The following is a 26,133-nucleotide window of genomic DNA, read 5'->3' on the forward strand; positions in this document are numbered from 1 at the left end:
GTCGGTACGGTAGCCCTCCGGTGTCCGGTGCTGCCTACCCTCTAATCTAGTCCTATGCACTCCACCTGGTTGGTGATCGCCGCGCTGGCCCTGGGCCTGGGCCTCGGTACCGGCTTCACACTGCTCTTTATCCTCGCCTCTCGCCGCGGAAAACGCGTCGCGGCCGTGGCTGCCCCGCGCGTACCCGAGGGGGTGGAGCAGGTTTTGGATGCCCTCGAGGGCGCGGGAATCGTGGTGGATCCCTCGGGCAATGTGGTCAAGGCCTCCAATGGTGCCTATACCCTCGGCCTCGTGCGCGATGGCGTGATCACCCACGGCGCGCTGGATGATCTGGCCACGGTGGTGCGCGATACCGGCGAAACCACGATGGGCGAGTTTGATCTCGGCGGCGATAAATTCGGGGAGCTCGACCGGCACCTCGTGGCCCGCGGCGCCCGCCTCGGTGCGCGCTATATCCTGCTGCTGGTGGATGACCGCACCGAGGGACGCCGGCTGGACGATGTGCGGCGCGATTTTATCGCCAATATCAGCCACGAGCTGAAGACCCCGATCGGCGCCGTCGCGCTGCTGGCCGAGGCCCTGGACCCGGCGGCGGATGACCCCGAGCGCGTGCGCTCCTTCGCGACCAGGCTTGAGCTGGAGGCCGAGCGCCTGACCAAAATCACCGGGGATATCATCGAGCTCACGCGGCTGCAGGCGGCCGATGCGATTGGTAAACCCGATCTGGTGGATATCTCCGAGGTGGTGGCCGCGGCCATCGACCAGAATCGGGTGGTGGCCGAGGGTCATCACGTGGATATCTTTGCCCGCACCGAAAAAAATGTGGTGGTCATCGGCGACCGTGCCCTGCTGGTGGTCGCCGTGCATAACCTGATCGCCAATGCCATCACCTATTCGCCGGATCACACCCGCGTGGGTGTGGGGGTGGCCGTGCGCGAGGGCATCGTAGAGATCGCGGTGACCGATCAGGGCCCCGGAATCGCCGAGGAGGAACGCGATCGCATTTTTGAGCGCTTCTTCCGGGTGGATCAGGCCCGCTCGCGCCATACCGGCGGCTCCGGCCTGGGCCTGTCCATCGTGAAGCACACCGTGCAGAATCACGGCGGAGAGGTGCGGGTATGGTCCCGCGTGGGCCAGGGGTCCACGTTCACCATTCGCCTGCCCGAGGCCTCGGCCGATGCCCGGGCCCAGATTGACCAGCTTTCAGCCAGTACCAGCACAGAGGAGAACTAAATGCCCCGCATCCTGCTCGTCGAGGACGAACCCTCGCTCAGCGAACCGCTCATCTATCTGCTGGAGCGCGAGGGCTATACGGTGGAGCTCGCCGAGGACGGCCCCGCCGCGGTGGCCGCTTTCCAGGCCACGCCCGCGGACCTGATCCTGCTGGACCTGATGCTCCCCGGGATGCCCGGCACCGAGGTATGCCGCCAGATCCGCCAGGACTCGGCCGTGCCCATCATCATGGTCACCGCAAAATCCGATGAGGTGGATATCGTGGTGGGCCTGGAACTGGGGGCCGATGACTACATCACCAAGCCCTATAAGAGCCGCGAGCTCCTGGCCCGCGTGCGCGCAGTTCTGCGCCGCCGCGTGAGCGAGGAGGAGGATCCCGGGCTGGACGATACCGTGCTGGGCGCGGGCACCGTGGTCATGGACCTGAACCGCCATACCGTGCAGGTGCGCGGAGAAAACGTCGCGATGCCGCTGAAGGAATTTGAGCTGCTGGAGATGCTGCTGCGTAATACCGGCCGCGTACTCACCCGCGGTCAGCTGATTGACCGGGTCTGGGGCAGCGATTATTTTGGCGATACCAAGACGCTGGACGTGCACATTAAGCGCATCCGCTCGCGGATCGAGGATGTGCCCTCCGAGCCGAAGATGCTGCTGACCGTGCGCGGCCTGGGCTACCGCTTCGAGGGATAACCGGCGCAGCAGCACAAAGGGCCCCCGTCGGTGACGGGGGCCCTTTGTGCTGGTGGAGAGGATCGGTTAGTGGCCGGTCTTCTGCTCGGTGGCGCCGTCCACGGCGTCGTCGATTTCCACGGTGGCCGAGGAGCTCGGGATCGGCTCCGGGGTCAGGTTGCTGTACTCCTCGAGGACCGGGTCGAGCACGGGAACCCGCACCTCGGAGCCGGTCTCATCGGCGTACTGGAAGAACACGGCGGCATCGGCACCGGAGGGCGTGGTGAGGCCCTCGAGGAGGATGCCGGATTCCTTGCCCACGCCAAATGCGGTGGAGCCGGAGGCCTTCACCTCGACGGTGACGGAGCCACCCGGGTACTCGATCAGCAGGTCCTGGGGCTTATCGCCCTGGTTGATCACGGTGACGGCAAGCACGCCGTTCTTCTTGCCATCGGCGATGATCAGGGCGTTGCGGATATCAAGCGAACCCACGTTGGTGCCGATTCCGTCGCTCGCATCGTACTGCTTCAGGGTGGCCTGCGGGGCAATCATGTTGCAGCCGGCGGTGCCGATCAAAACGGTTGCGGCAAGAACGGCCGTGGTCAAGTAACGCGCCTTCACTGGTCCTCCAAGAACAAGACGGGTGGCAGGCGCGCAGGATTACACGCATGCGAGGGCTAGAACAACCACCAGTCTAGCCTGAGTGGTTGCGGGCGCGTGACCGCAAAACGAGTATTATCACATACCGTTGCCGGTTCGCGGGAAACCGCGGAGCATAATGACAGGGAGCGGCCGGCCCGGAAAACGCCGTGCCGCCGTGCTCGCCGCGGGCGCGTCCCGGCCCGATACGCGCGGGCTGCCCCGCCGCGGCGAAGTGCCCGCTACGCTCGAAACATGAGTGTTGAACCCGTTGTGGCCGTAATCGTCGTCGCCGCCGGCAGTGGAACCCGCCTCGGCGGCGATCTGCCCAAGGCCTTCCGCCCGCTCGCGGGCCGCAGCATCCTGGAACACGCACTGCATCCGGTCTTTGAGATGCGCCGCGAGGCGCAGGTGGTCGTGGTCGCCCCCGAGGCCTTTCGGGGCGAGGCACAGACGATGCTGACCCACGTGGCGGGTGCCGCCCAGGAGTATGCCTCCGTGGTGGTGGGTGGGGCCAGCCGCCAGGAGTCCGTGGCCGCGGGCCTTGGTGCGCTCCTGCCCTCGGTGCGGATCGTGCTGGTACACGATGCCGCGCGCGCCCTGACCCCGGTGAGCCTGCTGGATAACGTGGTGGACGCCGTGGCCGCCAATGCCCGCGGCATCGTCCCGGGTCTTGCCGTGACCGACACCATTAAACGCGTGGACTCCGAGGAGATGGTGGTGGAGACCGTGGACCGCGAGGAACTGCGCGCGATGCAGACCCCGCAGGGTTTCCCGCGCCACGCGCTGGATGCCGCATATGCCCGGGCGGATAGCGAATATACCGATGATGCCGCGCTCTTTGCCGCGGCCGGCGGCAGCGTTGCGCTGATCCCCGGGGACGCCCGCGCCTTTAAAATCACCACGCCCTGGGACCTGAACCGCGCCGAACACCTCTTGCGCCCGAGCGGCACGGAGGGCATCCGCGTGGGGGTCGGCGTGGACGTGCACGCCTATGACGATAATCAGGAGCTGTGGCTGGCCGGGCTGCACTGGCCGGGGGAGACCGGGCTGGCCGGGCATAGCGATGGCGATGCCGTGGCCCATGCCATGACCGACGCTCTACTCAGCGCCGCGCGCCTCGGCGATATCGGGTCGATGTTTGGCACCGATGACCCGCGGTTTGCGCAGGCCTGCGGCGAGGTCTTCCTGATTGCCACGCGCGAGCGCCTGATCGCCGCGGGATTCCATATCGAAAACGTCGCGGTGCAGGTGATCGGTAACTCCCCGCGCTTCTCCGCGCGCCGCACCGAGGCCGAGGCCGTGCTTTCGGGCCTGATCGGGGCACCCGTGAGCCTGAGCGCCACCACCACGGACCGGCTGGGTTTTGCCGGCCGCGGCGAGGGCCTCACGGCAATCGCCACGGCCTCGCTGCGCGCCACCACCGCCGGATAACACCCTTAGTTCACCCGATTCTCCGGGAAATCCTGCGAGATATTGGGTGCCCGGCGTGCCGAGAGCCCGCGCGCCAAGTAGTCTTAGAGGCGTGGCACTGCACCTCTATGACTCCAAGGCTCAAGAACTTCGCGAATTTACCCCGTTAAATCCGGGTGAAGCGGGTATCTACGTTTGTGGACCCACCGTGCAGTCCTCCCCGCATATCGGCCATCTGCGCTCGGCGCTGGTTTATGATCAGCTGCGCCGCTGGCTCGATTATTCGGGCTATCGCGTGACCCTCGTGCGCAATGTCACCGATATCGACGATAAGGTCCTGGCCAATGCCACCGACGCCGAGCCCTGGTGGGCCCTCGCGTATCGCATGGAGCTGGAGTTTAACGACGGCTACCGGGCGCTGGGCATCGCCCCGCCCACCTATGAGCCGCGCGCGACCGCGAGTATCCAGCAGATGCACGAGATCATCCTGCGCCTGATCGATCGTGGCCATGCCTATGCCGCCTCCGATGACTCGGGCGATGTGTATTTTGATGTGCGCAGCTGGCCTGCCTATGGTGCGCTCACGCGCCAGAGCGTGGACGCCATGGAGGACGCCACCGACGCCGATCCGCGTGGTAAGCGCGATCCGCATGATTTTGCGCTGTGGAAGGGCCGCAAGGACGGCGAGCCCGCCTCCGCCACCTGGTCAAGCCCGTGGGGCCCCGGCCGCCCCGGCTGGCATATCGAATGCTCGGCCATGTCGAGCCGTTATCTCGGCGGCAGTTTTGATATTCACGGCGGTGGGCTCGACCTGCGCTTCCCGCATCACGAGAACGAGCTGGCCCAGTCCACCGCGGCGGGAGACGGTTTTGCCTCCTATTGGGTGCATAACGGCCTCGTGAACGTGGGGGGACAAAAGATGTCCAAGTCCCTCGGTAACTCGCTCTTCGCCGCCGATCTGCTGGCCTCGGCCCGCCCGATTGTGCTGCGCTATTACCTGGGCCAGGCCCACTACCGTTCCACGATTGATTTCCACGACGGCGCGCTCGATGAGGCCGCCGCGGCGCTGGACCGGATCGAGAGTTTCCTCGATCGGGTGGAGCGCCGCCTGGCCGAGACCCGCTTTGCCGGGTCCGGTACCCCCGTGCCGCCCGCGGATTTTGTGGCGGCGATGGACGATGATTTGGCCGTTCCCCAGGCGCTTGCGGTGTTGCACGACACCATTCGCTCGGGTAATGCCGCAATCGACGGCGATGATTTGGCCGCCGCCGCTACCGCCCAGGCCGAGGTCATTGCCATGACCAATATCCTCGGCATCAACCCACTTTCGGCAACCTGGAACGAGACGGGGGAGAGCGCGGCACTATTCGCACTGGACCCCCTGGTTCAGCGGTTGCTGGGGCAACGCGAACAGGCTCGGGCCGACCGAGACTTCGCCACCGCTGACCGTATCCGTGATGACCTCCAGGCCGCGGGGATCACGATTGAAGACACCCCCTCCGGGGCACATTGGAGTATTGATGGCTAGTAATAACGGACGTCCGGGCGCGATGCGCAAGGCGAAGAAGGGTGCCAGCAAGGGCACCGGTGGCCTCGGCCGCAAGTCCCTCGAGGGCAAGGGCCCGACCCCCAAGGCCGAGGACCGCACGTATCACGTGGCCGGCAAGCGTAAGCTCGCCCAGGAGCGCCTCGCCGCCGCGCGCGGCGGTCGTGGACCCGCGGCCTCCAAGCGCACCGATGCCAATTCCTCCACCGCCGCCCCGGCCCCCCAGCCGCGCCGGCAGAAGGCCCGCCAGGCCGATGAGTCGGAGATCGTCACCGGTCGCAACGCCGTGCTTGAGGCGCTGCGCGCGAAGATCCCCGCGAGTGCCCTGTATATGGCCACGCGCATCGAATACGATGAGCGCGTAAAGGAGATCATCACGATCGCCACGGGTCGTGGCATCCCGATTCTTGAGGTCATGCGTCCCGAGCTGGACCGCATGGTCAGCTTCGACTCGGTGCACCAGGGCCTCGCGCTGAAGGTGCCGCCGTATAAGTACGAGCACCCCGAGGAGCTGCTGCAGAAGACCATCTCGCGCGCCCAGAAGCCGCTGTTTGTGGCCCTGGACGGCATCACCGATCCCCGCAACCTCGGCGCGATCCTGCGCTCGACCGCCGCCTTCGGCGGGCAGGGCGTTATCGTGCCGCAGCGTCGCTCGGTGGGCATGACCGCCTCGGCCTGGCGCACGTCGGCCGGTGCCGCGGCGCGTACCCCCGTGGCGATGGCCACCAACCTCACGCAGACCATCAAGGCCTTTAAGGCGGCGGGCGTCTTTGTGATTGGTCTCGACGGCGGCGGCGATACCATGCTTCCGGGCCTGGAACTGGCCGATCGCCCGATCCTGATCGTGGTGGGTAGCGAGGGCAAGGGCCTGTCCCGCCTGGTTACCGAGAACTGCGATGCGATCGTCTCGATTCCGATCAGCGCGGCCACCGAGTCGCTGAACGCCGGTATTGCTGCGTCGGTCACGCTCTACGAGATCTCGCGCCTGCGCGCCGAGACCGCGGCCGCCAAAAAATAGCGGTGAGAAAAACCCCCGCATTCCGGCCAGGCCGGAATGCGGGGGTTTTTATTTTAAGCGCTAGACCAGGTCGCGCCAATCGGTGCCGGGCGGGGCCTCCTCGATATCCTCGGGCAGCGTGATTGCCTCGGTCGCGGGGGCGATCACGGTGGCCTCATCGCGGCGGTGACGCAGCACATCGTTGATATATGAGCTGAGCGCCTCCGCGAGCGGCACGTCGCGCCCCGACATCTCGGAGAGGTGCCAGCGGTGCTCCAGCAGCTGGTGGAAGACCTCGGCCGGCTCCAGCTTGCCCTTCAGATCGCGCGGGATCGCCTTCACGACCGGCTCAAAGACGCGGATCAGCCACTCGTGTGCCACCATCTCCTCGTCCAGGTCCTGCTTGCCGTTTGCGGCGATATAGGCGTCGAGGTCGTTCAGGAGTCGGCGGGCCTGGTTTTCTCCCGTGTCCAGGCCCGTGAGGCGCAGCAGGCGGCGCTGGTGGTGTCCGGCGTCCACCACCTTGGGCTGGATGCGCACGGTGGTGCCGGCCTCATCGGTGCGGATCGCGAGCTCCTCGATATCAAATCCCAGCTCGTTCAGGCGGTCCACGCGCGAGCTGATCCGCCAGCGCTCGGTGGACGAGAAGGACTCGGATTCGGTCAGCTCGGTCCACAGCGAGCGATAGGCAGCGACGATTCCATTGGAGAGCTTCACGGGGTCCAGGTCCTCATCGGCCCGGCCCCCCGCCTCCAGGTCCATCAGCTCGCCCGCGATATTTACGCGCGCGATCTCGAGGTCGTTTTCGCGCTGCCCGTTGGAGAGCCCGCCCGGGTAGAGCTTGCCGGTTTCGGCGTCCACCAGATACGCGGCAAATGCGCCGGCATCGCGGCGGAAGAGCGTATTGGACAGCGAGACATCGCCCCAGAAGAAGCCCACGATATGCAGGCGCACCAGCAGCACCGCGAGGGCGTCCACCAGCCGCGTCGCGGTATCGGGGCGCAACTGCTGCGAGAATAGCGCGCGATAGGGGAGCGAGAAGCGCAGGTGTCGCGTGACCAGCACGGAGGGCAGTTCATCGCCGTGGCCGGTGGCCCGGCCGGTGATGACGGCCAGGGGGTCCACGCAGGGGATATCAAGGCGCTGCAGCGTGCGCAACATGTCGTATTCGCCGCGGGCCATCTCCGTGGTGGTCTCCTTCACGGCCACCACATAGCCGGAGAGATTCGCGAAGCGCACGAGGTGGCGCGAGATTCCCTTCGGCAGTGACGCGATAGTCTCGCTCGGCCAGGCCTCGAGGGGCAGGTCCCAGGGGAGGTCCAGCAGGGCGGGGTCAACGGTGGCCGACGTGATATTCAGCGATCCACTCATGGTGCTCCTTAACGCAAAAATCGGTCTCGCTCGGCAATGAGCCGAGTCGAAACCGAGCTCGAAACCGCGGGGTACGGATGCGTTCGCGGTGCCGGGGAAACCCCGACACCGCGAACGCGAGGGCCGTGATTAGGCCGAAACGGTGGGCTTGCTCAGGCGCAGGCCGGACTCGACGTCGAAGACGTGCAGGTGGTTCGGGAGAACCTCCAGGCGCACGGTCTCTCCGGCGTAGGGGTGGATGCGGCCGTCAACGCGGGCAACCAGGTCGGTACGGATGCCGTCGATATCGGCGTGACCGTAGAGGTAGCCATCGGCTCCGAGCTCCTCCACGAGGTCAACAACCACCTCGAGGCCCGCGTTGGGGTCCTCGGTGACGCGGATGTCCTCGGGGCGCACACCGATGGTGGCCTTGGGGGCGGAGGTCTGCGAGAGGGTCTCGCGCTCCACCGGGACGATGGAGGAACCGAACTGGGCGCCGCCGTCGGTCAGGCCCACCTGGAGCAGGTTCATTGCGGGCGAACCGATGAAGCCGGCCACGAAGACGTTCTCGGGCTTCTCGTACAGGTCGCGGGGGGTTCCCACCTGCTGGAGCAGTCCGTCCTTGAGCACGGCGATGCGGTCACCCATGGTGAGCGCCTCGGTCTGGTCGTGGGTCACATATACGGTGGTGACGCCGAGGCGGCGCTGCAGCGATGCGATCTGGGTACGGGTCTGTACGCGCAGCTTGGCGTCGAGGTTCGACAGCGGCTCGTCCATGAGGAATACCTGGGGCTGACGCACGATTGCGCGACCCATGGCCACACGCTGACGCTGACCACCCGAGAGGGCCTTGGGCTTGCGGGTGAGGTAGTCCTCGAGGTCGAGGAGCTTGGCTGCCTCCAGGACACGAGCGGCACGCTCCTCCTTGCCCACGCCGGCGATCTTCAGGGCGAAGCCCATGTTCTCGGCCACGGTCATGTGGGGGTAGAGCGCGTAGTTCTGGAAGACCATGGCGATGTCACGGTCCTTCGGGGGGATATCGGTGACGTCGCGGTCACCGATCAGGATGCGGCCGTCGTTAACCTCTTCGAGGCCGGCGAGCATGCGCAGCGACGTGGACTTACCACAGCCGGAGGGGCCAACCAGGACGAGGAATTCGCCATCCGCGACCTCGAGGTTGAGCTTATCTACCGCGGCGCGGGTTCCGCCCGGGTACATGCGTGTTGCGTTATCAAAAGTGACCGAAGCCATTTTCTTCTCCTTCACCGGCAGGTACGTGCCGGACGATCCGTTGTGATGGATACCCCGCCGCGATAACACGTGCGGGGGTGCGACGACAGTGGCGCTAGGCCAGTATGGCACGCTTTTGATACGACGCGAACTGTATACAAAATAACAATTCAATTCCATTCGTTTGGCTATTATGCAGGCAGGACATTTACGATAGGTAGGTGTGTGCCGTGTCGGATGGCACAGAGCGCACGTATCTGAAGCGAGGATCTATGAGTAACAGCACCGAACCCGATCGCCAGGAAGGCTCATCGGTACGCGAATCGGTGCGCGTCCGTGCCGCGGAAATCCGTAGCGCGCAGCGCAAAAAAGACATCGCGCTCCGCTCCCTGCTGATCGGCGCGGGCGTGATCGTGGTTGCCGCAATCGTGGTCGCCGTGACCATGACCTTCGCCACCACCGAGACCTCGGCCAATACCGGGCCGGCCAATATGGCGAGCAACGGTGCCGTGGTGGGCGCCGATCTGAAAACCGTGCGCACCGAGTCCCTTCCCGTGACCGATGCCCCCCGACCCACGCCGATCGATCCGGCCGTCCCCAATATTCGGGTTTATATCGACTACCTCAGCGCCGATAGCGGCGAGTTTGAGAAGGCCAATGGCGAGCTGCTGAAGGGCTTCGCCCAGGACGGCGTGGCCACGGTGGAGATTCACCCGCTGGCCATCCTCACCGGTAAGTCCGCGGGCAGCCAGTATTCGCTGCGCTCGGCCAATGCCGCCGCCTGCGTGGCCAATTATTCGCCCGATACGTTCTTCGCCTTTAACCAGGCGCTCTTTGCCGATCAGCCCACCGAGGGCACCACGGGCCACGACGATAAGAAGCTGCTGAGCATCGCATCGCAGGCCGGGGCGAGCGATACCCGCGAGATCGGTAAGTGCATCGATAAGGTCACCTATAAGACCTGGGTGTCCAATGCCACCGATCGCGCCCTCGCGGATCCGATTCCGGACTCCAAGCTCGACCGCCTGAAGGGCGTTCCGACCATCATCGTGAACGATAAGGTCTATACCGGAGCCCCCGGCGATAGCAAGGAATTCCGCGCGTTTGTCCTCTCCGTTGCGAGCGAGGCACAGAATAAGGCCACCGCGAGCGCAACCCCCGAGCCTGCCGAGGAGGCCCCCGCGGAGGAGGCTCCCGCCGAGGAGGCCCCCGCCGCGGGCTAGTCCGCGCCGCGGCACACCGGTGCGCGGGTGGCGGCAGGCCCGCCTCCGTGCCCTATAATTGGACCGTGCCGACCGCGGCACCAACCGCCGTTTTAGCTCAGTTGGTAGAGCACCGCACTTGTAATGCGAAGGTCGCGAGTTCGATTCTCGCAAACGGCTCCACCCCACCGCCCGTCCGGATTCCCCGGCCGGGCGGTGTTGTTTTTAAGGGGAAAACCCACTCCGGAATCCTTATTCTGAATATTGAATACAATTCTCGGTCCCCCGTGGGAGGCGCGGAATTCCGGGATTCTTGACCCACGCACCCGGCCTCGGGAGGACCAATAACCCGCGAATAATTCGGGGGATCGGGCAAACCTATGCGAAAATGGGCCGGTGAATAGCGAAAAAGAGGCCGTACCGGTGAGACACGTTGAACCCGAGGAGGGGGACCGTAGCTTCTTCGGACAGCCCCGCGGCCTGGCCACACTCTTTGGTGTGGAAATGTGGGAGCGCTTCTCCTTCTACGGAATGCAGGGCATCCTCGCGTTCTACCTCTACTTCTCCGCCGTGGACGGCGGCCTGGGCATGGAGCAGTCCACCGCCCTGGGAATCGTGGGCGCCTATGGTGGAACCGTCTACCTGTTCACGATCGTCGGCGCCTGGCTCGCCGACCGGGTCCTCGGCCCCGAGCGCGTGCTGTTCTATTCCGCCGTGGTCATCATGCTGGGACATATCTGCCTCGCCGTGATTCCCGGCTTTATCGGTGTGGCCGTGGGTCTGGTCTTTGTGGCCCTGGGCAGTGGTGGGCTGAAGGCCAATGCCACGAGCATCGTGGGTCTGCTCTATACGGCCAAGGATTCGCGCCGCGATGCGGGCTTCTCGCTGTTCTACCTCGGAATTAACGTGGGAGGCTTCCTCGGCCCGATCCTGACCGGGCTGGTCCAGAGCACGGTCGGATTCCACTATGCGTTTGGCCTCGCCGCGCTGGGCATGGCCGCGGGCCTGACCCAGTACGCCTTTGGCCGTCGCCGCCTGCCCGTTGCCGCACAGGCCGTGGCCAATCCGCTGCCGCGTGCCGAGCGCGGGCGCTGGATCCTGATCACCATTGCGGCGATTGCCGTGATCGCCGTTCTGCTGCTGACGGGTGTGGTGACGGCCGAAAATATCGCCGTGAGCGTGTCCATCCTGATCAGCGCGGCAGCGGTCGTCTATTTTGCTGTGATCCTCTCCAGCAAAAAGATCACCACCATCGAGCGTCGCCGCGTATACGGCTTTATTCCGCTCTTCCTGGGCAGCGTGGCGTTCTGGGCCCTGTATATGCAGCAGTTCACCGTGCTTGCCGCGTATTCGGATTCCCGCCTGAACCGCGTGGTATTCGGCTGGGAGATGCCGCCGTCCTGGGTGCAGTCGATCAACCCGATTTTTGTCATGATCCTCTCCGGTGTCTTCGCGGCACTGTGGACCAAGCTGGGTAATCGCCAGCCCAGTACCCCGGTCAAGTTCAGCCTCTCGATCATCGGTATCGGTGTGGCCTTCCTCCTGTTCCTGCCGATGTCCGGCGGTGGCCCCGGCAGTGCACCGCTGCTGGCCCTGGTGGGTATCCTGTTCATCTTCACGGTCTCCGAGCTGCTGCTCTCGCCCGTGGGCCTGTCGGTGGCCACCAAGCTGGCCCCGGCCGCGTTCCACACCCAGATGGTGGCGCTCTTTTTCCTCTCGGTCTCGCTGGGTTCGGCGCTGTCCGGATCGCTCGCCCAGTTCTATTCGGCCCAGACCGAGGTTCCGTATTTTGGAATTCTGGGTGCCGTGTCCATCGTGATCGGGCTCGCGCTGCTGCTCCTGCGTGGCCCCATCCTGCGACTCTTTGCGGGAGTGCGCTAGCGGGAGGGCTAGGCTGGGGTCTTTGAGGACGGAGGAACCCCGATGCCGCAGACCGCACAGAAACACCCGTTTCCGCGCTGGATAGCCCTGCCGATCGCGATGCTCGTGGGCGCGATGATGGCGACCCAGGTGCGGATCAACGGCGAACTCGGTTCGCGCCTGGACGATGGCTTCACGGCCGCCGCGAGCGCCTTTGGCATGGGGTTCCTGCTGTGCCTGATCGCGGTCAGTTTCTCGCCCGTGGCCCGTGCCGGGTTGCGCCGGGTGGTCCGTGGCCTGCGCGACGGAAGCATTCCCTGGTTTACCGTGCTGGGTGGCCTCGGTGGTGCCTTTTTTGTGCTGAGCCAGAGCCTGGTGGGGGCGCTCGTGGGAATCGCCATGTTCAGTGTGGCCGTCGTGGCCGGACAAACCCTCTCCGGGCTGGTGATCGACGGCGTGGGCTTTGGCCCGAGCGGCCGCGTGGCGCTCACCGTGGCCCGGCTGGGCGGGGCCGTGCTGATCCTCGGGGCCGTGGGCTGGTCGGTCTCCGGGAAACTCGCGGAGAATATCGGAATCGGGGCGCTTGCCCTGCCCGTGATCTCGGGAATCCTGGTGGGCCTGCAGCAGGCCGTAAACGGGCGCGTGCGCGTGGCCGCCGGCAGCACCCTATCCGCGACCTTTATCAACTTCATCGTGGGCAGCGTGGTGCTCACCTCGGTGGCCCTGATTCATGGGCTTCTCCAGCCGCATACGCTGGTATTTCCCTCCAACCCGCTGCTGTATCTTGGCGGCGTGCTCGGGGTCACCTTCATCGCACTCTCGGCGTTTATCGTGCAGCACACAGGGGTATTGCTCCTCGGAATGGGTACCGTGGCCGGTCAGCTCATCACCGGGGTGATCCTGGACATCGTGGATCACGGGGTGGCCGGGGTGGGGTTTTCCACCATCGGTGGGGCCGCGCTGGCCCTGATCGCGGCGCTGATTGCAAGCCTGCCCTCCCCGGCGCTCGCGCGTGGACACCGCATCGTGGACCCGCTGTCCTAGAAACCCAGAACGGCCCCGCTCCCCTTCGGGAGCGGGGCCGTTTTGCCATGGGCTAGGACAGGGTGCCCAGGAAGCGTTCGGGGTCGATCTCCTTGCGGCGTCCGGGCTTGGCATCGGCGGGAATGCCTCCCACATAGAGCCAGCCAAGAAGCTGCTCGCCGTGGGAGAGCCCGTGCATGCGGGCCACGGGCTCGCTGCGCGTGAGTCCGCCGGTGCGCCAGAGCACACCCCAGCCGGCCTCGTGCAGCAGCAGGCTCAGCACATGAGCCACTCCGCTGGCCACGGCCTCCTGCTCCCAGTACGGCACCTTTTTGCTCTCGCGCGGGGAGACCACCACCGCGATCAGCAGCTCGGCCCGCAGGGGCTTGGAGGAGGGCTTTTTCTCCCCCTCGGCCTCGGCCAGGGCCTCACCCAGGCGCAGGCGATCCTCGCCGCGCAGCTCGATCAGGCGCCACGGCGCCAGGGAGGAGTGGTCGGCCACGCGGCCGGCCGCGGCCACCAGGCGCGCGAGCTCCTCGTGACTCGGCGCCTCGGGCGTGACCTTCGACCAGGATCTGCGGGCCAGCGCGGCCCGGTAGGCGCCGTCGCTCACTCGGCCGCCGGGGAGAAGTCCAGGGCGATCGAGTTCATGCAATAGCGATCTCCGGTGGGGGTGCCAAAACCATCGTCAAAAACGTGGCCCAGGTGTGAGCCACACGCGGCGCAACGCACCTCGGTACGCACCATGCCCAGGCTGGTGTCCTCGATCAGCTGCACCGCCTCGGGGCGGACCGACTCATAAAAGCTGGGCCATCCGCAGCCGGAATCAAATTTGGTTCCACTCTTAAAGAGCTCCGCGTTACACGCCGCACAGGTATATACCCCGCCGCGCTCCTCATCGAGCAGCTCGCCGGTCCAGGGGCGCTCGGTAGCGGCGCCGCGCAGGACCTCGTATTCCTCGGGCGAGAGTTCCTCGCGCCACTGCTCATCGGTCTTCTGTACCTGATATTCCATGCCCACTCCGATCAACGTTCTTCTGAATAATCTAACGCGCTCCGGTGTCGTTATGTTCCGCGCAATGACATATTCCGTCGCGTGGGCCCGGCGGCGCGCCGAGCCGGCCAAAAAATCGGGTTAGACTGGGCCCCAGGGGAGTCGCAATGATCGCGGCACCGGACACTAACGGGTGGGGGAAAACATCGTGGCTACCGAATCGACGCACGACAAGACCTCCCCCCGACACGGCCTCACCGAGCGCGATAAGGCAATTCTCAGCTTCGAGAATCGCTGGTGGCAGCACGCGGGGCTTAAAGAAGAGGCCATTCGGGCCGAGCTTGAGCTCTCGCCTGCCCGGTATTATCAGATTCTTTCGGGGCTTATCGATCGCACCGATGCCCTCATTTTTGACCCCATGCTGGTGAAGCGGCTTCTGCGGCTGCGGCAGGCCAGACTGGCCGCGCGGGAGCGCCGCGCTACCGGCATGGAATAAGCTCCTAGCTATGCCAGAACGTTTCCCGCACGATCGCTTTGACAGCACCCCCTCGGATCTGAAGCGCGTGGGCTCGCACCGCGCGGCCGGCGCGCGAAAGCCGCGCCGCCGGGGTGTATTCATTGCGCTTGGCGCCACGGCTGCACTCGTGATCGCCGGCGTGATCGCGATCGGCGTGCTAAATATGAACCTGAACTTTGATCGGGTATTCCCGGGTGCAAGCTCCTCCGAGGAGGCGCAGACCCCCGATGAGGCGCAGCCCACGGTGGATACCGAGGCCGCGGTGCGTGTGCTCAACGGCACCTCCACGCGCGGTCTTGCGGCCGAGGCCATCCACCAGCTGAATACCGCCGGCTGGACCCAGGACATCGAGCCCGGCGATGCCGAGCAGCGGGATGCCACCGAGACCATCGTCTACTATCAGAACGCCTCGCAGGAGGCCTCGGCTCGCGGCCTGGTGGAGGCGCTTGGCGTGGGAACCCCGGTGCAATCGGAGGAATACGCCGTGGTGCCCACGGATGGTTCCGAGCCGGTCCTGCAGCTTGTGGTGGTGCTGGGCGCCGACTACGTTCCCGCACCCTAGCGCGGCGCGGTGGGTGGGCCTGCGGCCCGCGTGATGCCAGCCCATTCCCGAGAAATCCCCGGCTTTATGCGCTTTACTCGTGACCGGTTGTACCCGGTATCAACTCCCGGTGCGGCCGTCCGGGCGGCGAACGGCCTTCCCGGGTCAACACGAGTAACGGGGGAAACATCATGGCGACGGGTGTCGTTAAATGGTTCAACGCGGATAAGGGCTACGGCTTCATCACCATGGACGATGGTGAGGACGTATTTGTGCACTATTCGGCGATCGAAATGAGCGGCTATAAGCTGCTCGACGAGGGGCAGCGGGTCACGTTTGAGGTGGGAATGGGCTCCAAGGGGGTCCAGGCCGAAAACGTTCACGTGAGTTAGCGGCGGAGCGGATCCGCCGAAAATTCCGCCGGATCCGCCCGTCGGCGCGCCCAAAGCGCATTCGCGGGATACTGTAGCCGCATGGATCGCGCGAATCTCCCCGTTTTTTCCGTGCCCGCCAGCCGCCGAGCATTCCTCGGAGGGATCGCCGGCGGTGCCGCGCTGCTGCTTGCCGGCTGTGCCACGCGACCCGAGCCCGCGGTCACCGCCCCGGCCAGCCCCTCGCCGAGCACGCCGGCCCCCGAACTCTTTCCCCTGCGCGGTACCCCCGTGCAGGGCTCCGCGGTGCTCCACCCGTCGATCGCCGCAAAGATCGGCAACGACGTGGAGGCCCGCCCCCAGTGGGGCCTGGACCGCGCGGATATCGTGATCGAGGAGCTTGTTGAGGGCGGGCTTACCCGCTATGTCGCGGTATGGCATTCGGATATCCCGGAGGAGCTTGGCCCGCTGCGCTCGATCCGGCCGATGGACCCGGATATCATTTCGCCGTTTGGCGGGATCGTGGCCTACTCGGGTGGCCAGGAAATCTTTGTGAATCAGATGCGCGATACCGGCCTGTTTAACGCGATCCACGGCCAGGCCAATACCGATGCGTTTATGTATCGCTCGACCAAGCGCAAGGCCCCGCATAACGTGGTGCTGCGCGCCGAGAAGCTGATCGAGGCGCATAGCGACCTCGCGCCGCCGCCCGCGCAGTTCTCCTATGCGGTGGGCGAGGAGAGCCCCTCCGCGACCGCGGGTGAGCCCGCCACCCGGATCAACGCCACGTTTTCCACGAGCCGGCGCCAGTCCTGGGCCTATAGCGCCGAGGCCGGGGTTTATGAGCGCTCGCAGCAGGATAAGCCCGATATCGGGGAAAACGATCGGGTGCTGAGCGCCCAGAACGTCATTGTGCTGCGCGTGAATATCGATAACCGCTATGAGGGCGTCCCGATGACCATGCTCGAGGGCACGGGCGAGGGGCGCATCGCCACGGGCGGTCAGTCGGTTGCGGTGACCTGGTCGAAGGCCACCGCGAAGGACCCGATCACGCTGACCCTGGCCGATGGCAATCCCGCACTGCTGGCCCCCGGCAATACCTGGATCGAATTGGTGCCGCTGATCTCGGGCGCCGAGGTGGCCTTCCTGTCCGAGTAGTGCCCGCGCGTTCGCGCTGCGCGAATCCGTATCGTTGTTCAGGCTTAACACAGGCTCACCGGCTTGCACTCACGCAGGGAGAGTGCCAGAATCGAGTTAGCACTCACAATCCCAGAGTGCTAACCCAGATTTCGACGTCCGGGAGGGACGAAAAACCACATGGCAAAGATCATTGCTTTTGACGAAGAGGCCCGCCGCGGTCTTGAGCGTGGACTGAACACGCTGGCCGACGCCGTCAAGGTCACCCTTGGCCCGCGCGGTCGCAACGTAGTCCTCGAGAAGAAGTGGGGCGCCCCCACGATCACCAACGATGGTGTATCCATCGCCAAGGAGATCGAGCTCGACGACCCGTACGAGAAGATCGGTGCGGAGCTTGTCAAGGAGGTCGCCAAGAAGACCGACGACGTCGCCGGTGACGGCACGACCACCTCGGTTGTCCTGGCCCAGGCCCTGGTTCGCGAAGGCCTGCGCAACGTCGCAGCCGGAGCCGACCCCATCAGCCTCAAGAAGGGTATCGAGAAGGCCGTGGCCGCCGTCAGCGCCGAGCTGACCAGCGCCGCCAAGGAAATCGAGACCAAGGAAGAGATCGCCGCCACGGCTTCGATCTCCGCCGCCGATAAGGGCATCGGTGAGATCATCGCCGAGGCCATCGATAAGGTCGGTAAGGAGGGTGTGGTCACCGTTGAGGAGTCCAATACCTTCGGCACCGAGCTTGAGCTGACCGAGGGTATGCGCTTTGATAAGGGCTACCTGTCGGCTTATTTTGTCACCGACCCCGACCGTCAGGAGGCTGTTTTTGAAGAGCCCTATATCCTGATCGTCAACTCCAAGATCTCCGCGATCAAGGACCTGCTGCCCATCGTTGACCAGGTCATCCAGTCCGGCAAGCAGCTCCTCATCATCGCCGAGGACGTTGACGGAGAGGCCCTGGCCACCCTGGTGGTCAATAAGATCCGTGGCATCTTCAAGTCGGTAGCCGTGAAGGCCCCCGGCTTCGGAGACCGTCGCAAGGCTCAGCTGCAGGACATCGCGATCCTCACCGGCGGCCAGGTCATCTCGGAAGAGGTTGGCCTGAAGCTCGAGAACGTGACCCTGGACCTCCTGGGCCGTGCCCGGAAGGTTGTCATCACCAAGGACGAGACCACCATCGTCGAGGGCGCCGGCGATGCCGAGGCCATCGAGGGTCGCGTCTCGCAGATCCGCAAGGAGATCGAGAACACCGACTCCGATTACGACCGCGAGAAGCTGCAGGAGCGCCTGGCCAAGCTGGCCGGCGGTGTTGCGGTCATCAAGGCCGGAGCGGCCACCGAGGTGGAGCTCAAGGAGCGCAAGCACCGCATCGAGGATGCAGTGCGTAACGCCAAGGCTGCCGTAGAAGAGGGCATCGTCGCCGGTGGTGGCGTGGCCCTCATCCAGGCCGGCAAGCTCGCCTTCGAGAAGCTCGAGGTTTCGGGCGACGAGGCTACCGGTGCAAACATCGTGCGCGTGGCCATCGAGGCCCCGCTCAAGCAGATTGCACTCAACGCGGGCCTCGAGCCCGGTGTTGTGGCCGCCAAGGTGCGCGAGCTGCCCGTCGGACACGGCCTCAACGCCGCCACCGGCGAGTACGGCGACATGATTGCCCAGGGCATCATCGACCCGGCCAAGGTCACCCGCTCGGCGCTGCAGAACGCCGCGTCGATCGCCGGCTTGTTCCTCACCACCGAGGTTGTTGTGGCCGATAAGCCCGAGCGCAATGCCGCTCCGGCCGGCGACCCCACGGGTGGTATGGACTTCTAGTCCATCCCCCGCGGATCCTCCGCAGTCCGCATGGGCATCCTCCTTCGGGAGGGTGCCCATGCGGCGTTTAAGCCCGGGGATAGTCCGCCGGGGGTTGCCCCGCGGGAAACCGGGTGGCGCGCGGCCCGCGGCGGGCGGGCATAACCGCTGCCCGGAGGACGGACCCGCGCGGACGGGCCCGGAAGACGGACCCGGAAGACGCACCCGGAAGACGCACCCGGGAGGACGGGCCCGGGAGAACGGACTCAGAGGGCGGCCCCAGAGGATGCACCCGGGACGACGGCCCGGGAGGATGCACCCGGGAGGACGGACCGAGAGCACGCACCCGGAGGACGGCCCGGGAGCACGCACCCGGGAGGACGGACCAAGGGGACGCACCCGGCAGGTCGCACGCGGCGCACCGCACCGCCCACGGCTTAACGCCGCGGGCGCGGGACCCTCCGCAGAGGATCCCGCGCCCGCGGGTGGAAAAACCTGTTTAGATCACGGCCTCGGACCACGGATCGGGGTTACCAAAACGGTGCGCGGTGATCGAGACGGCCTGCTCGCGCAGGAACGGCAGCATCTCCAGGCGTCCGGCCACGGTGACCGGATCGGCGTAGAGGGCCACATCCGGGCGGCCACCCAGCGCTGTATGCGCGGCCGCGGCGGAGCCACCCACCAGGCGGATACGGGCCGGGGCAGCCGTGGCCAGCGAGGCGAGCCAGCCGGCATCGGTCTGTGCCGTGAAGGATACTCCGGCCGCGAAGGCGGCCGCGGTGACCGCGGCGGGCACCATGATTCCCACGGATACCGGCGCGGGGTTTCCGGCGCGCACGGCGGCCAGGATCACCCGCACGGCATCGCTCAGCGTGGCATCCTCGGCGATACGAATCGCCGCGGGTGCGGGCAGATAGCGGAATACGTTGCGCTCCACACCCAGGGCCGAGACATCCGTGGTGGCGCCGAAGTGTGCGCGCCACGCGGCCTCATCCAGGTTGGCGGCGGTGGTCAGTGCGGCGGCATCCACGCCCGTCTCGGCCAGCGCGGCCGTCAGGATTGCGGATACGTCGCCGCCCAGCGGCAGTTCGCCCACCGCGGGCAGCTCGGTGGGCCGCCAGGAGCCCATTCCGATCAGATAATTCGGTCCGCCGGCCTTGGCCCCGGCACCGATAGCCGAACGCTTCCAGCCGCCAAAGGGCTGCCGGCGCACAATTGCACCGGTGATGCCGCGGTTCACATAGACGTTTCCGGCCTCAACGCTCGCGAGCCACGTGCGCAGCTCCTCGGGGTCCAGCGAGTGCAGCCCGGCGGTGAGACCAAACTCGGTGCCGTTCTGCACCCGGATGGCATCCTCGAGGGTGGGTACGGAGATCACGCCGAGCACCGGGCCAAAGAACTCATTGCGGTGGAAACGGCTTCCCTCGCTCACGCCGAGGCGCACGCCGGGGGAGAACAGCCGGCCGCTCTCGTCCAGCTGGCGGGGCTGTACGGCCCAGGACTCGCCGCTATCCAGCGTGGTCAGTGCCCACTCCAGCTTGCCCGCGGCGGGCTCGATGATCGGTCCCATCTGGGTGGCGCGGTTGGTGGGATAGTCCACGCGCAGGCTCGAGACCGAGTCCACAAGCTGGTCGAGGAAGCGAGCGGAGGTGCCCATCTTGCCCACCAGAATCACCAGGCTCGCGGCGGAGCACTTCTGCCCGGCGTGGCCAAAGGCGGAGTAGACCACATCGGCCACGGCGAGGTCAATATCGGCGCTCGGGGTCACGATGATCGAGTTTTTCCCCGAGGTCTCCGCGAGCAGTGGCAGATCATCGCGCCAGGAGCGGAACAGCTCGGCGGTCTCAAATGCGCCGGTGAGGATCACCCGATCCACGTCCGGGTGCGAGATCAGGTGCCGACCCAGATCGCCCTCGGCAATATCGGCGAGGATCAGCAGGTCGCGCGGAATACCGGCCTCCCAGAGGATCTCGGTAATCACGGCGGCACAGCGCTTGGCCTGCGGCGCGGGCTTCACGATCACGGCGCTGCCGGCAGCCAGGGCCGAGAGCATCGAACCGGTCGGGATGGCGATCGGGAAGTTCCACGGCGGGGTCACCACGGTGAGCGTGGCGGGGGTAAATGCGGCACCGGGAACCTGGTCCAGCTCCGCGGCGCGCTCGGCGTAGTACACGGCGAAGTCGATGGCCTCGGAGACCTCGGGATCGGCCTGGTCCACGGTCTTGCCGGTTTCGGACGCGGCCACCTCGATCAGGTCGCCGCGGCGCGATTCGAGCAGCTGGGCGGCGCGGCGCAGGATATCTGCCCGCGCGGAGGCCCCACCCGAGTGCCAGGCGGCCTGGGCGGAACGCGCCCCACGGATCGCCTCGTCGATCGCTCCGGTATCGGTGATCGCGGCGGCCTCGATCCCGGCCACACCCAGCACGGACTCCGGGATCCGGTCCACGATGGCACCGGCCCAAGCGATGTTATCGGGCAGCGAGGAATCGGTATCGGGGGTGTTCTCGAAGGCTGCGGCGGGCAGCGGGGCAAGATCGTGCAGGCGCGACTGCACCCGGTTCGGGCCGGGCACGGTGGCATCCACGGCGGCCAGCGAGGAGAGGAAACGATCGCGCTCGCGGTTAAAGAGCTCGCGGTTCTTGGTGAGCTCAAACACGGCGGACATGAAGTTCTGGGTGCTGGCGTTTTCCTCGAGGCGGCGCACCAGATAGCTGATCGCGGCATCGAAGTTTTCCGGGGCAACCACGGGCGTATAAAGCAGCAGGGTTCCCACATCGCGGGTGATGGCCTTGGCCTGGCCCTCGGCCATGCCCAGCAGCATCTCAAATTCGACGCGGTCCTCCACGCCACGCTTCTGCGAGAGCAGGTGCGCGTGGGCGATATCAAAGAGGTTATGTCCGGCGATTCCGAGGCGCACGGCATCGGTATTCTCGGGCGTGAGGGCCCAGTCCAGGACACGCTTATAGTTGGTATCCGAATCCAGCTTGGTGTTATAGGTGGCCAGGGGCCAGCCGTGGGTGATCGCGGCGACGTTCTCCATCGCGAGGTTGGCACCCTTCACCACGCGCACCTTAATCGCGGCACCGCCGCGGGCCCGGCGCTTCTGCGACCAGGCGGTCAGGTCCTGCAGGGCCCCGAGGGCGTCCGGCAGATAGGCCTGGAGCACAATTCCGGCCTCGAGGGTGAGGAATTCCTCGCGGTCCAGGATGGCCTTCAGCACGTCGATCGTGAGGTGCAGATCGTGGTATTCCTCCATGTCCAGGTTGATGAACTTGGGGGTGGGGGAGGAGGCGGCGAGGCGATAGAGCGGGGTCAGGCGCTCCACCACCTTGGCCACGGTATTGTCATAGTCCCAGAGGCTCAGCTCGTTAACGACCGAGGAGACCTTAATCGAGACATAGTCCACATCGGGGCGGCTCAGCAGCGTGCGCGTGCCCTCGAGGCGGCGGTTGGCCTCGGCATCGCCGAGCACGGCCTCACCGAGCAGGTTGATATTCAGGCGGTTGCCCTCGGCGGTGAGGTGCGCGATTCCCTTTCCGAGCTTCTGCTCGCGGGCATCCAGGATCAGGTGATCAACCATTCCGCGCAGGACCTTGCGGGCGATGGGCACCACGATTCCGGGGAAGGCGGGGGCCATTGCGCCACCCAGGGCGATTGCGCCGCGCATATAGGCGGGCAGGAAGCCGGGGGCGTCCTTGGCCAGCAGGCGCAGGTTGCGTGCGGCGACCGAGAGATCCTCGGGGCGCACCACGCGGTCCACAAAGCCGAGGGTGAAGTCCAGCCCGGCGGGATCCTTGAGGGTTTCGGCGAGCAGCGACGCGGATTTGCTCGGCGCAAAGGCCTCACTCGCGGTGAGCCATTTTTCGACGAGGGCCACGGCATCCGCGCCGGAGACCTCGGTGCGGGGCGTGGAGGGAGAGGGGGAATCGGCCATGAGGATCCTTCGTTGCGGGGCACTGATGAGGGCGAGCATGCGCTCCCGTCCGGGGACGGGCATACTCGCTCTTTAATATACGAGCCCCATCCCCCCAATCATTAGGTCGATTGCACTAATGGTGGGCTGGTTCATGGTTCAATTGAACAAGAGTCACGGAGTGGTTGGGGGAACGGTATGGCGGAATCAACCGGGGGCGCGGCGGTCACGCTTGCGGGGGTGCTGCGCACGGTGGGCCAGCCGCTGATCCGCCTCGTGGCCCCCGCCTCCACGGGGCATATCCCGCTCGCCTCGGTCGCGGTGGTGGAGGCCCAGGAGCTGCGCTCCGCGAGCCTGCCCGGCGCCGATGCGCTCCTTGTGATCGGCGCCCGCGAAAGCGACCTGCCCGCGCTCCTGCCGCTTGTGCGCCCGGGCACCGTGGTCTTCATGAAGCTCGCCGAGCACGCCGATCCGGCCGCGGATCCCGCGATTATGGCCCTGATCCGCCGCCGCCGGTTGGCCCTGGTGCGGGTGCACCCCGATGCGGGCTGGGATCAGCTCACGGGCATCCTGCAGCGCCTGCTTGCCGAAAACGAGGGCACCCGGGCCGAGAGTGCTGAACGCGGCGACCTCTTTGCCCTCGCCGAGAATATTGCCGCGCAGGTGCGCGGCCTGGTAACCATCGAGGACCTGGGCGGGGACGTGCTGGCCTATTCCCGGGTCACGGCGGGCGCGGATGAACTCCGAATCTCCTCGATTCTCGGCCGCCGCGGGCCCGCCGATCAGATGCGGCGGCTCAGCGATGAGGGTGTGCTCTCGGCGCTGGCCCGCGAGGGCGGGGTGCTGCGGGTGCCCGCCGCCCCCGAGCTGCGCCGCGAGGCCCGGCTCGCCGCGGGGATCTTCCACGACGGCGAGCACCTCGGCAACCTCTGGGTGCAGCGCGGCAGCGAGGAGTTTTCCGCGGATGCCGAGACCCTGGTGCCCGGGGCCGCGCGGCTCGCGGCCGAGATTATGCGCGGCCGGGTGGCCGTGGCCCCGCGCGAGGACAGGCTGGTACTGCTGGGCCTGGGGCTCGGCGCCCCGGGCGAGGCCCCGAGCATCACCGAGAGCTATGCGCTGGCCGCGCAGGTAAATCCGCGGGCGGGCGAGATGCTCGCGGTGGTGGGCTTTGAGTGGCTGCCACCCGGAGCGGCGCCCGGGGAGGACGATCCGGGCGAGATCCTCACGGAGATTGCCCGCTATCTGCGGTTGCATGCCGCGAGCTTCCGGCGGCCCCTGCCGCTGGCCCGGCACGGCCGACGCCTCTATGGTGTGCTCGCAACGGCGGCGATACCGCACCTGGAGCGCTGGGCGAGCGTGGCGATCGAGGACTCCCGCGGGCGCTTTGGCCCCGGGCTGCGCGCGGGCCTCGCGGAGGCGCCGGAGGATATTCCCACGCTCCCCGCGGCGCGAATCTCCGTGGATCACCTGCTGGATACCCTGCGCAGCGATTCCCGGCGTCCCGATCCGCGCCATCCGAGTGTGGTGACCCTCGCGGGCCTGCGCTCCGAGGTATTGCTCGGCGAGATCATCGACCTGGTGGCGGCCAAACCCGCGCTGCGTGATCCGCGCCTGCACCTCCTGCACAAACACGACGCGGGCGGGGACGGGGCGCTGGTGCCCACGCTGCGCGCGTATCTGGATGCGTTCTCCGATGTCCGCACCGCGGCATCGGCGCTGGGGATTCATCCCAATACCCTGCGCTATCGGCTGGGAAGGATCGCCGATATCAGCGGGCTGGACCTCGGCGATCCGGCCACCCGGGTGATGCTCGCGGTGCTGCTGCGGGTCGAGGGCTAGGCCCCGGGCTCCGCGTCCGCTTCGGGAGCCTCGGGGGTCGCGGCAATCAGCGGCAGCCGCACCCGGAACGTGGCGCCGCCACCCGGGGTCTCTCCCACGGTGACCGAGCCGCGGTGGGCCGTGATGATCGAGGAGACGATCGCCAGGCCCAGGCCGCTGCCGCCGGTCTCCCGCGCACGCGAGGTATCGGCGCGCCAGAAGCGCTGGAAGATCTTCTCGCGGATCTGCTCGGGGACACCCTCGCCGTGGTCAATCACGGCGATCGTGGCCTCGCCGGTCTCGGGATTGGCGGAGACGCCAATCTCGATGGGGCACTCCACGGGGGTAAAGCGCAGCGCGTTACCGATCAGGTTGGTGACCACCTGGCGAATCTTATTTTCCTCGGCCAGGACCATCGCGGGGACCTCCAGCGTGGGAACGCGGGGGGTCGTGGAGGCGATGGGCGTGGGCGGCAGCTCCGCGGCGGCCCCGCGCTCGCTCGCGCGGCGGGGTCGGCGTCCGCGCAGCCGGGAAACCAGCGCTATTGCCCCGCTGGGCGTGGCCTCGGCGCCGGCCTGATCGCGTGCGCCGCGGCCGCGGCCGGCCCCGCGCGCACCCGGCTTCGCGGCGGCGGGCTCAACGCCCACGCCGGGGATTTCATCGGTAGCGGGCGGGCGCGTGAGTGGCGGGTGGCCGCCCAGCGCATCGTGATTGGGGGGAAGCGGCGGGCGCGGGGGAATCGCGGTGGCCTCGCCGGTATCCGCCGCCTCGGGCGCGGCAGGCACGGCGGGGGCAACGGGCTCGGGGTGGTCGATCACCACGTTAACGGTGCGCCCGGGGGAGGCGGCGCGCGCGTCCATGACGGAATCGCGCGCGATTGCGGCCAGGTCGATTACGGCGAGGTTCAGCGGCTTGGTTTCGTCCAGGCGGGCGAGTTCCAGGAGGTCCTCCACGAGGGTGCCCATCCGGATCGCCTCCTTCTCGATGCGCTCCATGGCCTGCGCCACGTCCTCATCGGTTTGCAGGGCGCCCATCCGGTAGAGCTCGGCATAGCCGCGCACGGTGACCAGGGGGGTGCGCAGCTCGTGGCTGGCATCGCCCACAAAGCGCCGCATCTGGCCGATGGTTTTGGCCCGATCGGAGAAGGCCCGATCGATGCGGTTCAGCATGGTGTTGAGCGAGCGGTTTAGCCTGCCCACCTCGGTATTGGGCGTGGAGACGGCAAGCCGCTGGCTGAAATCGCCCTCGGCGATGGCCGCGGCCATATGCTCCACCTCGCGCAGGGGAGTGAAGGTGCTGGTGACCAGCAGGCGGGTGAGGGCGGCGCCAAAAAGAATGACGCCCAGGCCCAGGCCGAAGAAAATCGTGAGATACATCGCGATGAATTTTTCGGTCTCCGCCGTGGAGACGGCCACCATCAGCACGCCGGGCTCATCGTAATTGGAGATGGTGGCGCGCAGCAGCACGGCCCGGAAATGGGTATTGCCGTCCACGCTATCCACGGAGAAGGGGATGCCCGCACTGCCCACGGCATCGGAGATGACCAGGGTGGCGGGGATTTGTGGTCGCTGACCCGCGGGCTTTTCCATCCAGTTGGAGGTGAGGAATACCCCGCGCGTGGGCTCAAATACAGCGGTGTAATAGTCGTTACCGGAGCCCGAGCCGGCCACACCGCTCGAGGCGGTGGGCCGGATGACCTTATTATTATTCAGGTAGCTCTCGGCGGTGGCCTTAAGTTTCGCGTCGAGCTGGCCCTGCACGGCAGGCTTGAGCATCGCCATCGTGCCGATGCCCGCGACGAGAATTCCAAAGGCCAAGACCAGGACGGTGACGCCGGTGATCTTCGACCGAAGCGAGACGGTATTCCACCACTCGCTGATCGAGTCATGCATGTATTTCGGG

Annotated in this window: 21 protein-coding genes and 1 tRNA gene; 15 read left to right on the forward strand and 7 right to left on the reverse strand. The window is 66.5% G+C overall.

The genetic code is table 11. The annotated features are described in order from the left end of the window. Positions 1-54: 54 nt before the first annotated feature. Both KXZ72_RS12595 and KXZ72_RS12600 read left to right on the forward strand, forming a co-directional pair. Positions 55-1,233 carry a sensor histidine kinase gene (locus KXZ72_RS12595; protein ID WP_226081279.1) on the forward strand — a complete coding sequence of 393 codons (1,179 nt, stop codon included), beginning with the start codon at positions 55-57 and terminating at the stop codon, positions 1,231-1,233. Then, positions 1,234-1,923: a response regulator transcription factor gene (locus KXZ72_RS12600; RefSeq protein WP_226081280.1), complete on the forward strand. Its 690-nt coding sequence runs from the start codon at positions 1,234-1,236 to the stop codon at positions 1,921-1,923. A gap of 66 nt (positions 1,924-1,989) precedes the next feature. Here KXZ72_RS12600 and KXZ72_RS12605 read toward each other — a convergent pair whose 3' ends face one another. Further along, on the reverse strand, positions 1,990-2,508 hold the full coding sequence (locus tag KXZ72_RS12605) for a hypothetical protein (protein WP_226081281.1): 519 nt from the start codon (positions 2,506-2,508) through the stop codon (positions 1,990-1,992). Between the two features lie 288 nt (positions 2,509-2,796). Between KXZ72_RS12605 and ispD the strand changes: the two genes are divergently transcribed. The 3 genes from ispD (at position 2,797) to rlmB (ending at position 6,518) form a co-directional block, all read left to right on the forward strand. Then, positions 2,797-3,975, forward strand: coding sequence for a 2-C-methyl-D-erythritol 4-phosphate cytidylyltransferase (ispD, locus tag KXZ72_RS12610; RefSeq protein WP_226081282.1), 1,179 nt, complete (start codon positions 2,797-2,799; stop codon positions 3,973-3,975). Between the two features lie 91 nt (positions 3,976-4,066). Then, the gene (gene cysS, locus KXZ72_RS12615) at positions 4,067-5,482 is read left to right on the forward strand and encodes a cysteine--tRNA ligase (RefSeq protein WP_226081283.1); all 1,416 of its coding nucleotides are present in this window, start codon (positions 4,067-4,069) and stop codon (positions 5,480-5,482) included. Further along, on the forward strand, positions 5,475-6,518 hold the full coding sequence (gene rlmB / locus KXZ72_RS12620; protein ID WP_226081284.1) for a 23S rRNA (guanosine(2251)-2'-O)-methyltransferase RlmB: 1,044 nt from the start codon (positions 5,475-5,477) through the stop codon (positions 6,516-6,518). The genes cysS and rlmB overlap by 8 nt, the downstream gene beginning before the upstream one ends. A 60-nt stretch (positions 6,519-6,578) precedes the next feature. Here rlmB and KXZ72_RS12625 read toward each other — a convergent pair whose 3' ends face one another. Further along, positions 6,579-7,868, reverse strand: a complete 1,290-nt coding sequence (locus tag KXZ72_RS12625; RefSeq protein ID WP_226081285.1) for a DUF4032 domain-containing protein — start codon at positions 7,866-7,868, stop codon at positions 6,579-6,581. Positions 7,869-7,997: 129 nt separating this feature from the next. Further along, positions 7,998-9,098: an ABC transporter ATP-binding protein gene (locus tag KXZ72_RS12630; protein WP_226081286.1), complete on the reverse strand. Its 1,101-nt coding sequence runs from the start codon at positions 9,096-9,098 to the stop codon at positions 7,998-8,000. A gap of 251 nt (positions 9,099-9,349) precedes the next feature. Between KXZ72_RS12630 and KXZ72_RS12635 the strand changes: the two genes are divergently transcribed. From KXZ72_RS12635 to KXZ72_RS12650, 4 genes are all read left to right on the forward strand, one after another. Continuing rightward, positions 9,350-10,300, forward strand: a complete 951-nt coding sequence (locus KXZ72_RS12635) for a DsbA family protein (RefSeq protein WP_226081287.1) — start codon at positions 9,350-9,352, stop codon at positions 10,298-10,300. 86 nt (positions 10,301-10,386) lie between these two features. Then, positions 10,387-10,462, forward strand: a tRNA-Thr gene (locus KXZ72_RS12640). 240 nt (positions 10,463-10,702) lie between these two features. Next, positions 10,703-12,160 (forward strand): peptide MFS transporter, encoded by a 1,458-nt coding sequence (locus tag KXZ72_RS12645; protein WP_226081288.1) that lies wholly within the window; start codon positions 10,703-10,705, stop codon positions 12,158-12,160. A gap of 42 nt (positions 12,161-12,202) precedes the next feature. Beyond that, positions 12,203-13,183, forward strand: coding sequence for a DMT family transporter (locus tag KXZ72_RS12650; protein ID WP_226081289.1), 981 nt, complete (start codon positions 12,203-12,205; stop codon positions 13,181-13,183). A gap of 52 nt (positions 13,184-13,235) precedes the next feature. Here the strand turns inward: KXZ72_RS12650 and KXZ72_RS12655 are convergent, their stop codons facing one another. Both KXZ72_RS12655 and msrB read right to left on the reverse strand, forming a co-directional pair. Continuing rightward, positions 13,236-13,775, reverse strand: coding sequence for a nitroreductase family protein (locus tag KXZ72_RS12655; protein WP_226081290.1), 540 nt, complete (start codon positions 13,773-13,775; stop codon positions 13,236-13,238). After that, positions 13,772-14,176 carry a peptide-methionine (R)-S-oxide reductase MsrB gene (gene msrB / locus KXZ72_RS12660; RefSeq protein WP_226081291.1) on the reverse strand — a complete coding sequence of 135 codons (405 nt, stop codon included), beginning with the start codon at positions 14,174-14,176 and terminating at the stop codon, positions 13,772-13,774. The genes KXZ72_RS12655 and msrB overlap by 4 nt, the downstream gene beginning before the upstream one ends. A gap of 187 nt (positions 14,177-14,363) precedes the next feature. On the opposite strand from msrB, the gene KXZ72_RS12665 reads away from it, so the two are divergent. The 5 genes from KXZ72_RS12665 to groL all read left to right on the forward strand — a co-directional run bounded on the left by KXZ72_RS12665 (position 14,364) and on the right by groL (position 18,521). Further along, a complete protein-coding gene (locus KXZ72_RS12665) occupies positions 14,364-14,651 on the forward strand; it encodes a DUF3263 domain-containing protein (protein WP_226081292.1) in 288 nt (95 codons plus the stop codon). Positions 14,652-14,661: 10 nt separating this feature from the next. Beyond that, the gene (locus tag KXZ72_RS12670; RefSeq protein WP_226081293.1) at positions 14,662-15,234 is read left to right on the forward strand and encodes a LytR C-terminal domain-containing protein; all 573 of its coding nucleotides are present in this window, start codon (positions 14,662-14,664) and stop codon (positions 15,232-15,234) included. 170 nt (positions 15,235-15,404) lie between these two features. Then, positions 15,405-15,605: a cold-shock protein gene (locus tag KXZ72_RS12675; protein ID WP_226081294.1), complete on the forward strand. Its 201-nt coding sequence runs from the start codon at positions 15,405-15,407 to the stop codon at positions 15,603-15,605. 81 nt (positions 15,606-15,686) lie between these two features. Then, the gene (locus KXZ72_RS12680; RefSeq protein WP_226081295.1) at positions 15,687-16,742 is read left to right on the forward strand and encodes a DUF3048 domain-containing protein; all 1,056 of its coding nucleotides are present in this window, start codon (positions 15,687-15,689) and stop codon (positions 16,740-16,742) included. 159 nt (positions 16,743-16,901) lie between these two features. After that, entirely contained in the window at positions 16,902-18,521 is a 1,620-nt protein-coding gene (groL, locus tag KXZ72_RS12685) for a chaperonin GroEL (protein ID WP_226081296.1), read from the forward strand. 478 nt (positions 18,522-18,999) lie between these two features. Here the strand turns inward: groL and KXZ72_RS12690 are convergent, their stop codons facing one another. After that, on the reverse strand, positions 19,000-22,434 hold the full coding sequence (locus tag KXZ72_RS12690) for a bifunctional proline dehydrogenase/L-glutamate gamma-semialdehyde dehydrogenase (protein ID WP_226083528.1): 3,435 nt from the start codon (positions 22,432-22,434) through the stop codon (positions 19,000-19,002). A 177-nt stretch (positions 22,435-22,611) separates the two neighbouring features. On the opposite strand from KXZ72_RS12690, the gene KXZ72_RS12695 reads away from it, so the two are divergent. Further along, on the forward strand, positions 22,612-24,252 hold the full coding sequence (locus KXZ72_RS12695; RefSeq protein WP_226081297.1) for a PucR family transcriptional regulator: 1,641 nt from the start codon (positions 22,612-22,614) through the stop codon (positions 24,250-24,252). Here KXZ72_RS12695 and KXZ72_RS12700 read toward each other — a convergent pair. Continuing rightward, positions 24,249-26,123, reverse strand: a complete 1,875-nt coding sequence (locus KXZ72_RS12700; RefSeq protein ID WP_226081298.1) for a sensor histidine kinase — start codon at positions 26,121-26,123, stop codon at positions 24,249-24,251. The genes KXZ72_RS12695 and KXZ72_RS12700 overlap by 4 nt on opposite strands. Between the last annotated feature and the right edge of the window lie 10 nt (positions 26,124-26,133).

This window comes from Mycetocola spongiae, assembly GCF_020424085.1.
GTDB lineage: Bacteria > Actinomycetota > Actinomycetes > Actinomycetales > Microbacteriaceae > Mycetocola > Mycetocola spongiae.